Source organism: Corallococcus sp. CA041A (genome assembly GCF_003612075.1).
Taxonomy (GTDB): domain Bacteria; phylum Myxococcota; class Myxococcia; order Myxococcales; family Myxococcaceae; genus Corallococcus; species Corallococcus exiguus.
This window is the reverse complement of sequence record NZ_RAWF01000049.1, coordinates 1-13217: the sequence shown is the minus strand read 5'-3', so window position 1 is coordinate 13217 and position 13217 is coordinate 1. Positions and strand designations below refer to the sequence as shown.

Annotated in this window: 13 protein-coding genes; 10 read left to right on the top strand and 3 right to left on the bottom strand. The window is 70.3% G+C overall.

The window, feature by feature from the left end:
• Positions 1-2 precede the first annotated feature (2 nt).
• The 6 genes from D7V77_RS11325 (at position 3) to D7V77_RS11300 (ending at position 5806) form a co-directional block, all read left to right on the top strand.
• The gene (locus tag D7V77_RS11325; protein WP_180945998.1) at positions 3-875 is read left to right on the top strand and encodes a protein-glutamate O-methyltransferase CheR; all 873 of its coding nucleotides are present in this window, start codon (positions 3-5) and stop codon (positions 873-875) included.
• The gene (gene cheB / locus D7V77_RS11320; protein ID WP_120576284.1) at positions 875-1918 is read left to right on the top strand and encodes a chemotaxis-specific protein-glutamate methyltransferase CheB; all 1044 of its coding nucleotides are present in this window, start codon (positions 875-877) and stop codon (positions 1916-1918) included. The genes D7V77_RS11325 and cheB overlap by 1 nt, the downstream gene beginning before the upstream one ends.
• 69 nt (positions 1919-1987) lie before the next feature.
• Positions 1988-2371 (top strand): response regulator, encoded by a 384-nt coding sequence (locus D7V77_RS11315; RefSeq protein ID WP_120576283.1) that lies wholly within the window; start codon positions 1988-1990, stop codon positions 2369-2371.
• A 27-nt stretch (positions 2372-2398) separates the two neighbouring features.
• On the top strand, positions 2399-3172 hold the full coding sequence (locus tag D7V77_RS11310; protein WP_120576282.1) for an ABC transporter ATP-binding protein: 774 nt from the start codon (positions 2399-2401) through the stop codon (positions 3170-3172).
• Positions 3169-4890, top strand: a complete 1722-nt coding sequence (locus tag D7V77_RS11305; protein WP_120576281.1) for a putative ABC exporter domain-containing protein — start codon at positions 3169-3171, stop codon at positions 4888-4890. The genes D7V77_RS11310 and D7V77_RS11305 overlap by 4 nt, the downstream gene beginning before the upstream one ends.
• A 25-nt stretch (positions 4891-4915) precedes the next feature.
• Positions 4916-5806 carry an NAD(P)-dependent oxidoreductase gene (locus D7V77_RS11300; protein ID WP_120576280.1) on the top strand — a complete coding sequence of 297 codons (891 nt, stop codon included), beginning with the start codon at positions 4916-4918 and terminating at the stop codon, positions 5804-5806.
• Positions 5807-5876: 70 nt separating this feature from the next.
• On the opposite strand, the gene asnS is transcribed toward D7V77_RS11300, so the two are convergent.
• Positions 5877-7277: an asparagine--tRNA ligase gene (asnS, locus tag D7V77_RS11295; protein ID WP_120576279.1), complete on the bottom strand. Its 1401-nt coding sequence runs from the start codon at positions 7275-7277 to the stop codon at positions 5877-5879.
• Between the two features lie 217 nt (positions 7278-7494).
• Here asnS and leuS point away from each other — a divergent pair, with 217 nt between their 5' ends.
• From leuS to lptE, 3 genes are all read left to right on the top strand, one after another.
• Complete coding sequence (gene leuS / locus D7V77_RS11290) at positions 7495-9996, top strand: leucine--tRNA ligase (RefSeq protein WP_120576278.1); 2502 nt, start codon at positions 7495-7497, stop codon at positions 9994-9996.
• An 18-nt stretch (positions 9997-10014) separates the two neighbouring features.
• Positions 10015-10605 (top strand): hypothetical protein, encoded by a 591-nt coding sequence (locus D7V77_RS11285; RefSeq protein ID WP_120576277.1) that lies wholly within the window; start codon positions 10015-10017, stop codon positions 10603-10605.
• Between the two features lie 100 nt (positions 10606-10705).
• Complete coding sequence (gene lptE / locus D7V77_RS11280) at positions 10706-11227, top strand: LPS assembly lipoprotein LptE (RefSeq protein WP_120576276.1); 522 nt, start codon at positions 10706-10708, stop codon at positions 11225-11227.
• Positions 11228-11273: 46 nt separating this feature from the next.
• Here the strand turns inward: lptE and rpsT are convergent, their stop codons facing one another.
• Both rpsT and mazG read right to left on the bottom strand, forming a co-directional pair.
• Positions 11274-11540 carry a 30S ribosomal protein S20 gene (gene rpsT / locus D7V77_RS11275; protein WP_120576275.1) on the bottom strand — a complete coding sequence of 89 codons (267 nt, stop codon included), beginning with the start codon at positions 11538-11540 and terminating at the stop codon, positions 11274-11276.
• A gap of 171 nt (positions 11541-11711) precedes the next feature.
• Positions 11712-12902, bottom strand: coding sequence for a nucleoside triphosphate pyrophosphohydrolase (mazG, locus tag D7V77_RS11270; RefSeq protein ID WP_120576274.1), 1191 nt, complete (start codon positions 12900-12902; stop codon positions 11712-11714).
• A gap of 106 nt (positions 12903-13008) precedes the next feature.
• Here mazG and D7V77_RS11265 point away from each other — a divergent pair.
• Positions 13009-13217 (top strand): hypothetical protein (locus tag D7V77_RS11265; protein ID WP_199733766.1); only part of this gene is annotated, 209 nt, incomplete at its 3' end.

Sequence of the window (13217 nt, the reverse complement as noted above, 5' to 3'; positions counted from 1 at the left end):
GGATGCCACGCTTCGACGAGGGCCGCCCTGAGATGACGCTGGAGGAGTTCCGGCTGCTGCGTGACCACGTCTACGCGCACTGCGGAATCCTCATCCACGAGAACATGAAGTTCGTGATGGAGCGCCGGCTGTGGCCCCGGCTGGAGGCGCTGGGGATCCAGGACTTCGGCTCCTACCACCGCTACCTGCGCTACGACGCCCAGCGCAGCGCGGAGCTGGAAGCGGCGGTGGAGTCCCTCACCACGCACGAGACGTACTTCTTCCGCGAACCCGCGCAGCTCAAGGCCTTCTGCGAGGAGTTGCTCCCCATCCTGGAGAAGCGCAACGCACACACACGGCGGCTGCGGCTGTGGTCGGCGGGGTGTTCCTCCGGTGAGGAGGCGTACACGCTGGCCATGCTGCTCAAGGAGAGCGGCCGCTTCGACGACTGGGACGTGGAGGTCCTGGGCACGGACCTGTCGCGCCGCGTGCTGGCCGTGGCCCGCCGCGCCGAGTACGGCCCCAGCGCCCTGCGCGCGACGCCGCCGGACCTGCTGGAGCGCTACTTCGTGCCCGCGGGGGTGAACCGCGTCCGCGTGCGCGACGACGTGAAGGCGTGGGTGAACTTCGGCCACCACAACCTTTCGGACGTGGCGGGCAGCCAGCTGGTGCCGCGCTCGGACGTCGTCTTCTGCCGCAACGTGATGATCTACTTCGACCTGGCCGCGCGCCGCCGCGTGCTGGGCGTCATCCGCGACCGGCTCTGTCCCGGGGGCTACCTGCTCCTGGGACACGCGGAGAACCTGCTCAGCCTGGGCGCGGACTTCGAACTGGTGCACCTGAAGGGCGACCTCGTCTACCGCCGGCCCGAGCTTCCGGGCGGGGAGGGCCGCTGATGGGACGCCCGCTCACGGTGCTCGTCATCGACGACTCGGCCACCAACCGCCGCACTCTCACCACGCTGCTGGAGTCCTCCCAGGAGGTGATGGTGCTGGACTGGGCCCAGGACGGCGAGGAGGGGCTCAGGAAGGTCCTGGACCTGAAGCCCGACGTGGTGACGCTGGACCTGGAGATGCCCCGGCTGGGAGGCCACACGTTCCTGCGGCTGCTCATGCGCGCGGCGCCCACGCCCGTCATCGTCATCTCCAGCTACGCGCACCGCTCGGACGTGGGCAAGGCGCTGGAGTTGGGCGCGTTCGACTTCATCGCCAAGCCGCCCCAGGTCACGCCAGCGGCGCTGGAGCACCTGCGGCGCGAGCTCATCGACAAGGTGCTCGCGGCGCGCCACGTGAAGGCCGGGGGACGCCACGGAGCCGCGCCGCGCGGCGTCGTGCTGTCGGGGGATGTGCCGCAGATCATCGCCGTGGGCGCGTCCACCGGCGGGCCTCCCGCGGTGCAGCGGCTCCTGGAGGGACTGGCCGCCGAGCCGACCGTGAGCGTGCTGGTGGGCCAGCACATGCCGTCGCAGTTCACCAAGGCCTTCGCGGAGCGGTTGGACCGCATCGGCCCCTTCACGGTGAGGGAGGCGTGCGAGGGCGACATGGTGAAGCCGGGCCACGTCTACATCGCGCCGGGAGGCCGCCACCTGTTGCTGTCCGACCGCACCGGGCGCCTGGAGCTGCGCACGCCGTCGCCCGTGCCCGCGGACAAGTACGCACCGTCGGTGGACCGGCTCTTCGAGAGCGCGGCGGACGTGCTGGGCCCGCGCGCGGTGGCGGTGGTGCTGACGGGGATGGGAGCGGATGGGGCGCAGGGCGTACGCGCGGTCCGCCGCGAGGGCGGCGAGACGTGGGCCGAGTCCGAGGACACGGCGGTGGTGTACGGCATGCCCAAGGAGGCCATCGCCACGGGCGCGGTGAGCCGGGTGCTGGCCCTGGACGCCATCGGGACGGAGCTGGCCGCGCTGGTGCGGCGCCGACGGCAGTCCAGCGGGCAGTGAATCGCTGGCTGCATGACAGCCGCCGCACAATCCCGGGCCGGATGGCGTGCGGGTGCTAGGCTGGTGTCCATGTCGCAGCAGATCCGCGCGCTGGTGGTGGATGACTCGCAGGCCATGCGCCGCAGCATCATGTACGCGCTCCAGCGCCTGGCCGGCGTGGTCTGCATCGAGGCACAGGACGGCGTGGAGGGGCTGAAGAAGCTCTCCACGCAGGGCCGCTTCGACCTGGTGATGACGGACATCAACATGCCGTTGATGGACGGGCTGAAGCTCATCCACCACATCCGCCAGACGGAAGAGCACCGGGCGGTGCCCATCGTCGTGGTGACGACGGAGGGCGCGGCGGCGGACCGCGAGCGGGCCATGGCGCTGGGAGCCACGGCCTACCTGGTGAAACCCGTGCAGGCCCGCGTGGTGCTGGACACGGTGAAGGAACTGCTGAAGCTCGGCTGAGCTTCGACAGGAATCCCAAGGGCACGCATGGAACCGGCGCTGGACGTCGAAGGGCTGGAGAAGACGTACGGCGCGGTGCGGGCAGTGCGCGGCCTGTCCTTCCAGGTGGCACCGGGCGAGGTGCTGGGGCTGGTGGGGCCCAACGGCGCGGGCAAGACGTCCACGCTGCGGTGCCTGGCCGGAATCCTTCCGGCCTCCGAGGGGCGCGTGCGGGTGGCGGGCTTCGACGTGGCGCAGGCGCCGGTGGAGGCGAAGCGCCAGCTGGCCTTCCTCCCGGACGAGCCGCGCTTCTTCGAGTACCTCACCGTCTGGGAGCACCTGAACTTCACCGCGCGCCTCTACGGCGTGGAGGATTGGGAGGAGCGGGGCCGCGAGCTCCTGGCGGAGATGGAGCTCACGGGCCGGGAGAAGTCACTGCCGGGTGAGCTGTCGCGGGGCATGAAGCAGAAGCTGTCCATCGCGTGCGGCTTCCTGCACCAGCCCCGGCTCATCCTCCTGGATGAACCGCTGACGGGGTTGGATCCGCTGGGCATCCGCCGCATGAAGGCCTCGCTGCGCCGCCGCTCGGAGGAGGGCACGGCGCTGGTGCTGTCGTCGCACCTGCTCCCGCTGGTGGAGGAGCTGTGCCACCGGCTGCTCGTCATCGCCGGAGGGCGCGCGGTGGCGCTGGGTTCGCTGGCGGAGATTCGCGAGCAGATGGCGGGCGGAGCCGGGGACGGCGCGTCGCTGGAGGAGCTGTTCGTGCGCATCACCAGCGCGGCGTCGGAGGAGGCGGAAGCGCGGGGGACCGAACCGGCGTGAGCTTCCCGAGCGCGGTGGCGTTCCTCTGGGTGAGGACGTGGCGCAACCGGGTGGTGCGCCAGGTGCAACGGCTGAAGCGTCCGCGCTACCTCCTGGGCGCGCTGGTGGGGCTCGCGTACCTGTACTCGCTGGTGGGGCGCAGCGTCTTCGTACAGGGCACGGGCCGCGCGGTGTCGCCCAACGCGAGGCTGTTCGCGGAGTTCTCGCTGGAGGTCTCCGTGCTGGGCACGCTGGTGACGGCGTGGGTGCTGGGCGCGGACCGGCCCGCGCTGACCTTCACGCAGACGGAGGTGCAGACCTTCTTCGCCGCGCCCGTCACGCGCAAGGCGCTGCTGCACTACAAGCTGCTGCGCGGCCTCTTGAGCGCGATGCTCGCGGCGCTGGCGGCGACCCTCTTCGTGGGGCGCTTCACCAGCCCCCAGCCGGTGCTCTTCTTCCTGGGCGCGGCGCTGGCCATGGGGACGCTCTACCTGCACGGCACGGCGGCGTCATTCGTGCGCGCGTGGCTCGTGTCTCAAGGGCGCTGGGGCAGCGTGGTGCGGTGGGCGGTCGTGGCGGCGGTCCTGGTCGCGGGGATGGGCACGCTGCTGTCCACGCTGCGCGACAACCCACTGCCGGAGAACCTCTCCGCACCCTTCGCCGTACGCGAGTGGTTGCGAGATGTGCTCAACGCCCCCGGGCCCCGAGCGGTGCTGTGGCCGGGCCGGGCGCTGGTGGCCCCCGCGATGGCGCGAAGCTGGGAGGGCTTCCTGCGCTACCTGCCCGCGTCGCTGGCGCTGTTGGTGGCGCACTACGCCTGGGTGCTCGCGGTGGAGGTTCCCTTCGAGGACTCCGCGGTGGCCGGGGCGGAAGCGCGGACGCGGCGGCGGGCACAGCGGGCCGCGCGCTCGGGCAATCTGCGCGTGGGCCGGGTGCCCTTCGTGCTGAAGGCCCGGGGGCGTCCAGAGGTCGCGCTCCTGTGGAAGAACCTCATCGCGCGCAGGCGCATGGGCAGCGGGCTGGCGATGCTGCTGTCCTTCGGGGTACTGGGCGCCGTGTTCGCGCTGGTGATGGGGGACACTCGGTTGTTCTCCAACAGCCGTGAGTTCCTGGGGCCCATGGCGCTGATGGTCGCGGTGGCCATGGCCGTGATTGGCCCGAGCGCGTTCCGCACCGACCTGCGCATGGACCTGCCGAAGCTGGAGCTCCTGCGCGCGCTGCCGCTCACGGGGCGGCAGGTGGTGGGCGCGGAGCTGGCGGCGTCCGCGCTGACGTTGGGCGTGGCGCAGTGGGTGATGTTGCTCGTGGCGCTGGTGCTGGGCGTGGGCGCGGACGATGTGACGCTCGCGCCATGGTCCACGCCGGTGGTGCTGGGCCTCTTGTCGGTGTTGCCTGCGCTGGGACTGGCGGGGCTGCTCGTGCAGAACGCGGCGGTGGTGCTGCTGCCCGCGTGGATTCCCGCGGACTCCGAGCGGGCACGCGGCGTGGAGGCGCTGGGCCAGCGGCTGCTCACGCTGATGGGCACGCTGGTGGTGACGTTCCTGGGACTGTTGCCTGCCGCCGTGGTGGCCCTCCTCGTGGGCTATCCGTTGTTCACTGTCATGGGGCGCTGGGCGGTTCCGCTCGCGGGGCTGGCGGCGGCGGGAGCACTCTTCGCGGAGGTGGCGCTGGGCGTCGCCGTCCTGGGCCGCGCCTTCGAGCGGCTGGACGTGTCGGAAGAACAGTCGAACGAAGCGTGAACGCGAGCACGAAGGGAGCATCTCCATGAAGGTCGGCTTCATCGGGTTGGGGAACATGGGTACGCCCATGGCGAAGAACCTGGCCGGCGCGGGCCATGAGCTCGTCGTCTGGAACCGCACCGCCTCCAAGGCGGATCCGCTGAAACAGCAGGGCGCGCGCGTGGCGAAGACGCCCGCGGAGGCCGCCCGCGACGCGGAGGTCGTCGTGTCCATGCTCGCGGATGATCACGCCGCGGAAGAAGCCGTGCTGGGGAAGGACGGCATCGTCAGCGCATTGCCGAAGAGCGCCGTCCATGTCTCCTCCAGCACCATCTCCGTCGCGTTGTCGGAGCGCCTGACGAAGGCGCACACGGACGCGGGGCAGGGCTACGTCTCCGCTCCCGTCTTCGGCCGGCCAGAAGCCGCCGCGGGCAAGCAGCTCTGGGTGGTCGCCGCGGGCCCGAAGGCGCAGGTGGAGCGGGTGCGTCCGGTGCTCACGGCGCTGGGGCGCGGCCTCACGGAGCTGGGGGAACGGCCGTCCGCCGCGAACACGGTGAAGCTGTCCGGCAACTTCCTCATCGCGTCGATGATGGAGGCGCTGTCGGAGTCCTTCGCGCTCGCGGAGAAGTGCGGCGTGGAGCGCGCCGCGTTCCTGGACGTCTTCAAGTCCGTCTTCGCCAAGGCGCCCATCTTCGAGAACTACGCGGGCGCCATCGCGAAGGGGCAGTACACGCCCGCGGGCTTCGCGCTGCGCCTGGGCCTCAAGGACGTGACGCTGGCGCTCGAAGCGGGAAGGGCGGCGGAGGTGCCGCTGCCACTCGCGAGCCTGCTGCGAGACCATTTCCTCACCGGCGTCGCCCAGGGGCGCGGCGATGAGGACTGGTCCGCGCTCGGCGCGCTCGCACAGGAGCGCGCTGGCATCACGAAGAAGGGCTGAAAAGACGAAGGGCCTCCCGTGGTTCGCGCCACGGAAGGCCCTCTCTGACTTCACTGCGCGTTGGCGCTGACTAGAACGTGGCGGAGCCCGGCACGCGCGGGTAGGGGATGGCGTCGCGGATGTTCTGCAGGCCGCACATGTAGACGATGAGCCGCTCGAACCCCAGGCCGAAGCCCGCGTGCGGCACCGTGCCGTAGCGGCGCAGGTCGCGGTACCACTGGTAATGCGCGGGATCGAGGCCGAACTTCCTCATGCGCGCGTCCAGCACGTCCAGGCGCTCCTCGCGCTGGCTGCCGCCGATGATCTCGCCAATGCCCGGGGCGAGCACGTCCATCGCGGCCACGGTCTTCCCGTCCTCGTTGATGCGCATGTAGAAGGCCTTGATGGCCTCCGGGTAGTTCATCACCACCACGGGCCGGCCCACGTGCTCCTCGGTGAGGTAGCGCTCGTGCTCCGTCTGGAGGTCCTTGCCCCACTCCGGCGCGTACTCGAACTTCTTCTTCGCCTTCTGGAGGATGGAGACGGCGTCCGTGTAGTCGATGCGCTCGAAGCTGGAGCCGATGAACTTCTCCATCCGCTCCGTGACGCCCTTCTGCTGGCGCTCCTCGAAGAACTTCATGTCCGGCGCGCACTCGTCCAGCACGGCCTTGAACACGTACTTGAGGAACCGCTCCGCCAGCAGCGCGTCCTCGTTGAGGTCCGCGAAGGCGATCTCCGGTTCAATCATCCAGAACTCGGCCAGATGCCGCGTGGTGTTGCTGTTCTCCGCGCGGAACGTGGGGCCGAACGTGTAGACCTTGGACATGGCCAGGCAGTACGCCTCCACGTTCAGCTGCCCGGACACGGTGAGGTAGGCCTCCTTGCCGAAGAAGTCCTTGCCCCAGTCGATCTTCCCGTCCTGACCACGCGGCGGGTTGTGCGCGTCCAGCGTGGACACGCGGAACATCTGCCCGGCGCCCTCCGCGTCGCTCGCGGTGATGATGGGCGTGTTCACCCAGCAGAAGCCTTCCGAGTGGAAGAAGCGGTGCACCGCCTGCGCCGCCGCGTTGCGCACGCGGGTGATGGCCCCGAAGGTGTTGGTGCGCACTCGCAGGTGCGCCACCTCCCGCAGGAACTCCAGCGAGTGCTGCTTCGGCTGGATGGGGTAGGTGTCCGGGTCGTCCACCAGCCCCAGCACCTGCACCTCATCCGCCTGGATCTCGAAAGCCTGGCCCTTGCCCTGGGACTGCACCAGCGTGCCCCGGCAGATGACGGAGGCGCCCGCGGTGAGGTGCAGGATTTCCTTCTCGTAGTTGGGCAGCGAATTGGGCGCGACGACCTGGATGGGGTCGAAGACCGACCCGTCGCTCACGTTCACGAAGCTGATGCCCGCCTTGGAGTCGCGGCGCGTCCGCACCCAGCCGCGCACCTCCACCTTCGAGCCCGCTTCGACGGCCCCCGACAGGGCCTTCTTCACACTCACGACCTGCATGGTGCTCTCCCTCTGCTCCAGACCGGGAAGGCGAGTTAGTCGTGCCCGGCCCCAAGGGCAAGCACCGAGCGAAGCCTGGCCCCGGCCCGGGGCCTGCCGGGTCCCCGCCCATCCGGGTTTCCCGGTCAGGGCCCCGGGGCCGCCAGCCGTCCAGGCCTTCGACGCGCCAAGACTTGTTGCCCGCGTGTCCTACCTCCCGCTAAGAGACCGAGAAGCCATGGCGATGAACGAGCGTTACGAGCCGCAGTCGATTGAAGGAAAGTGGCAGACCCGCTGGGAGCAGGAGGGCCTCTTCCGGGCAGGCAGGCGCCCGGATGCCCCGAAGAAGTACGTCCTGGAGATGCTGCCGTACCCCAGTGGCCAGATGCACATGGGGCATGTGCGCAACTACCTCATCGGGGACGTCTACGCGCGCTACTACCAGATGCGCGGCTTCGACGTGCTGCACCCCATGGGCTGGGACGCCTTCGGCCTGCCGGCGGAGAACGCGGCCATCAAGGACGGCGTCCACCCGGCCATCCGCACCCGCGAGAACATCGAGTCGTTCAAGGCGGAGATCAAGACGCTCGGCTACAGCTACGACTGGACGCGCGAGGTCAACACCAGCCAGCCGGAGTACTACCGCTGGAACCAGTGGTTCTTCCTCCAGATGCTCGAGCGCGGGCTCGTCTATCGCCGCTTCAGCAAGGTGAACTGGTGTACCGGCTGCCACACCGTCATCGCCAACGAGCAGGTGAAGGACGGCCGCTGCGAGCGCTGCGACTCCGAGGTGCAGGACAAGGAGATGCCCGAGTGGGCGTTCCGCATCACGAAGTACTCGCAGGATCTGCTCGACGCGCTCGACACGCTCAAGGAGTGGCCGGACCGCATCACCTCGGCCCAGCGCAACTGGATTGGCCGCTCGGACGGCGCGGAGGTGGACTTCCGCGTGCAGGGGCATGACGCCGCCCTGCGCGTCTTCACCACCCGCGTGGACACGCTCTACGGCTGCACCTACGTGGTGCTCGCGCCGGACCACAAGCTCGTGGCCCAGGTGACGACGGCGGACCGCCGCGCGGACGTGGACGCGTTCGCGAAGAAGATGGCCGCGCAGAACAAGACGGAGCGGCTGGGCGAGGACGCGGAGAAGGAGGGCGTCTTCACCGGTGGCTACGCGCTGAACCCGGTGACGGGCCAGCCGGTGCCCATCTGGATCGCCAACTTCGTGGTGAGCGACTACGGCACCGGCGCGGTGATGAGCGTCCCGGCGCACGACGCGCGCGACTTCGCCTTCGCGCGCAAGTACTCGCTGCCCGTGCGCGTGGTCATCCAGCCGGCGTCCGGCGACAAGCTCGGCGCCGGTGAGACGCTCGACGCGGCGTACACGGAGGACGGCGTCCTCGTGGACTCCGGTGTCTTCACCGGCATGCCTTCGGCCGAAGTGCGCGTGAAGCTGGCCGCGAAGCTGGAGTCACAGGGGCAGGGCAAGGCCACGGTGACGTACCGCCAGAAGGACTGGGGCTTCAGCCGCCAGCGCTACTGGGGCACGCCCATCCCCATCGTCTACTGCGAGAAGTGCGACCCCGAGCGCAAGGGCATCCCCGTCCCGATGGAGCAGCTCCCGGTGCGGCTGCCGGACATCGACACGCAGGCGGTGCTCACCGGCAAGGGGGAGCCGCCGCTCGCGAAGGTGCCGGAGTTCGTCAACGCGACCTGCCCGAAGTGCGGTGGCTCCGCGCGCCGGGAGACGGAGACGATGGACACCTTCGTCGACTCCTGCTGGTACTTCGCGCGCTACCTGTCGCCGAAGTACGACGTGGCGCCCTTCGACCCGAAGGAGGGCCAGCGCTGGCTGCCGGTGGACATCTACGTGGGCGGCCCCGAGCACGGCGTGATGCACCTGCTCTACTTCCGGTTCTGGACCCGGGTGATGAAGCTCCTCGGGCTGTCCCCGGTGGACGAGCCTGTGACTCGGCTGATCACGCAGGGCATCGTCAACGGCGCGGACGGCCGGAAGATGGGCAAGCGCTACGGCAACGGCGTGGCGCCCAACACCATCGTGGCGAAGTACGGCGCGGACACCGCGCGCACCTACGTGCTCTTCGCGGGCCCGCCGGAGCGCGACTTCGACTGGTCCCACGAGCAGGTGGAGGGCGTGTTCCGCTTCCTCAAGCGCGTGTGGACGCTGGCAGCCACGCACCACGCGTCCTCGGCGGAGGCCACGTACTCGGGCCCCTATGAGGGCAAGGCGCTGGAGACGCGCCGCGCGGCCCACAAGTGCGTCAAGCGCGTGACGGAGGCCATCGAGCGCCTGTCCTTCAACACCGCCGTCGCGGGCGTCATGGAGTGCGTGAACGCGCTCTACGCGGTGGGCACGCCGGAGACGCCCGCGGAGAAGGCGGCGATGGGGGAGGCGGTGCGGCTGCTAGCGCGCATCCTCACGCCCCTCGCGCCGCACATCGCGGACGAGCTGGCGGAGGCCTACGGCGCGAAGGCGTCCACCGTCACGGAGTCCTGGCCGGAGTTCGACCCGGCGCTGGTGGTGGACGACGTGATTCCGTACGCCGTGCAGGTGAACGGCAAGCTGCGCGCGGAGGTGCGCGTGGCGGCGGACGCGGGCGAGGCGGATGTGCGCGCGGCGGCGGAGGCGGACGACAAGGTGAAGGCCGCCCTCGAAGGCAAGACGCTGCGCAAGTTCGTCTTCGTCCCCAAGCGGCTGGTGAACTTCGTCGTCGGCTGACGGCGGGAGGGAGGGGCGGTGCCCGCGGAAGTGCTCGTCATGTGCTCCGCCTGCGGGCGCCCCCAGACGGCGGCCCGGCGCCGCTGTGCCTTCTGCAACGCGGAGCTGCCGGAGGCGCCCCTGCCGCCCCGGTCTCCCGAGGCTTCGGAGTCGCCCGCGCCGTTGCCGGGCGTCTCCCCGTTCGCGCTGGACCTGGGCAACCGACGCGCCCTGGCGGTGAACGACACGCAACTGTCGTTCCAGGGGCGCCCGGGCGGAGGCCCGACGCTCGAGGTGCCCTGGGCGAGGGTGCGGCGGCTGGAGTGGCGCACGCGGCCCTACTTCGAATCGCTGGGGCTGCTCGCCTTCACAGCGCTGGGCCTCTTCTGGGCGCCCACGCAGGCGGTGCGGATCATGGCCTTCATGGCGGGCGTCATCGGCCTGGGGCTCGCGGCGCTGTACCGCCACCATGGCCTCACGCTGGAGCTGGATGACGGCACGCGGATGCAGTGGCCGCTGGGCATGGCGCTGAAGGGCTCGGCCCGCGAGGCACGGCTCACCGCGGCTCGCGACACGCTGGCGGCTGCCGGACGCATGCGAGGAGTACCGCTGGCCGGCTCCGGCGCTTGAGGGAGCCCGCGCCGCGGGACAACGGGCCCGGTCTCGAAGCCGCGCCGCTGGCCGGCCCCGGCGCTTGACGGAGGATCGCGGCCGGGTAGGGTGCGCGCCCATGCGGCCCTCGAGGAGCGCGGTTCAGGTGGGTGCGGTGAAGGCGTTCCGGTGGGGCGTGGTGGCCGTGGCGATGCTGGGAGCCGGGTGCGGCTACCGCTTCAGCCCGTGGGGCTCCGCGCTGCCAGAGGGCACGGGCCAGGTGTGCGCCCCCATCTTCGCCAACGAGACGCCGGAGCCCGCGCTGGAGAACCTCTTCACGCGCTACCTGCGGCAGCAGCTCATCGAAGCGGGCCGTCTGGCCAGCGCTCCGAACTGCACGTCCACGATTGAGGGGGCGGTGCTCAACGTCTGGGCCTCCCCGACCATCATCGGCAACAACTACCGCGTCTCCACCACGGTGCGGCTGCGCCTCGTCAAGGAGGGGCAGCTGCTCGGGGAGACGGTGGTGTCAGGGACCGAGGACTACCTCCAGGGACGCGGAAACGTCCTGGAAGCCGAGGCCAACCGTCAGGCCGCGCTGGCGCGCCTGGCGGAGTTGCTCATGCGCGACGGGTACGATCGGCTGGCCAGCACCTGGTGAGGACCGGGGAACCCGGTCCTCAACGCGCGGTGGTGCTACGGGACGACTAGGCCTTCTTCTTCGCGGCGGCCTTGGCCAGCCGGGAGATGCGGCGCGCGGCGGTGCGCTTGTGCAGGACGCCCTTGCTGGCCGCCTTGTTGAGGGACTTGGAAGCCGCCTTCAGCGAGTCCGTCAACTTCGAACCGTCCTTGGAGGCAATGGCCTCGCGGGCGGACTTGACGGCGTCCTTCACGGACGTCCGGACATTCACGTTCCGGGCGCGGCGCTTCAGGGACTGGCGGTAACGCTTCTCTGCAGACTTGGTGTTCGCCAAGGCAATGCTCCAGCGGAAGGCAAGGCAAGGAAAAAGAGGGGCCGTCCTTACTGCGACGCCCCCATTGCGTCAAGGCACGCGTGCGATCGCGATCAGGATTTCCAGTTCCGGAACCCCCGGAGGCCTCCGGAATGCCTCCCGGGGCCCCATCGACGCCTCACGCCGGAAGAATCATGCCGGAGGGGCGGCGTATTCCCACCGCAACCCGGCGGGATCCACGAACTGGAAGCCCGCCTCGGTGTTGGCGCACGGCACCAACCGTCCCGGATGGTGGGCCCGGAACAGCTCCAGGAGCCGGGCGACCCCCCCGAAGGAGGGGGCCTCCAGGGTGAGGGCCACCGCGGACGCCACCTGTCCCTGGGCGCCCGGCATGAAGACGAGCCCCAGGCCCGCGCCCGTGTAGGCCGCCGTGCCATCCGTCGTCCGGGTGGGCGTCCAGCCCAGCCAGGAGGCCAGCTCGTCCCAGAAGGCCTTCTGGGCCGCCACGTCCGGCACCGCCAGGCGCAGGGTGGCCACGGACGCGCGCGGCGGGTGGCTGGGCGGGGGGAGCGCCTTCTCCACGGCCTTCGCGGCCTGCCAGTGGCGCTCCATGTGCTCGAGCGTGGCGCCGCCGAACGGGACGTTCTCCTCGTGCAGCTTCGCCTCGATGTACTGGAAGCGCGTGACGAAGCGGCGCGTGGCCATGCGCAGCGCGTCCTCCGCGGGCGTCTTCACGAAGCGCGCGAGGTTCGCGAGCGAGAACAGGACGTCCCCCAGCTCGTGCTCGATGGCGTCCCGGCCGCCTGACGCGATGGCTTCGTCCAGTTCGCGCAGCTCCTCGTCCAGCTTGCCGCGCACCCCGGCCAGGTCCGGCCAGTCGAAGCCGATGCGGCTGGCCTTCTCCGTCAGGCGCTCCGCGCGCAGCAGGGACGGGGCCGCGGTGGGCACGCCGTCCAGCACGGAGCCCGCGCGCCCGGTCTTCTTCTTGCGCTCCTCCGCCTTCAGCTGCGCCCAGTTGGCCAGCACCTGCTCGGCGCCGTTCACCTTCACCTGCTGATCCCCGAACACGTGCGGGTGCCGGCTGGTGATCTTGTCGCTGATCGCCGCGCAGACGTCCGCCATGGTGAACTCGCCCAGCTCCGCCGCCAGCTGCGCGTGGAAGACAATCTGGAAGAGCAGATCCCCCAGTTCTTCACACAGCGGGCGCCACGGGCCGCCGTCGGAGACGCGGTCCATTTCATCCAGGACCTCGAACGCCTCCTCGGTCAGGTAGGGGCGCAGCGAGCGCAGGTCCTGTTCGCGGTCCCACGGGCAGCCTCCCTCGGCCCGAAGAAGCCGCATGATCTCCACCAGTCGTTCCAGCTCGCTTCCAGGCGCCGCCATTCATTCACTCCCGAGCAATCCCCCCGCCACGGGATCCTGTAGCACGGGCGGAAGGCACCACATGATTTCGGATCGTCCAGCCTGTCGCCTATCATCGGATGTCCGGATGCTCCGCTCGTTCCTCGGCCTGTGTTGCAGCCTCGTGCTGCTTGTCCCCGCTCGCGCCCCTGCGTTGATGCAGGAGCCGCTCCTGCGCATCGAGGAGAAGGTCATCGAGCCGGAGCCGGACCCCAGCACCTTCCAGGCCACGGAGGATGATCCGGTGGAGGACACCGGCTCCGAGGAGGCCGACGAGCCGGAGCCCGAGCCCCGCCC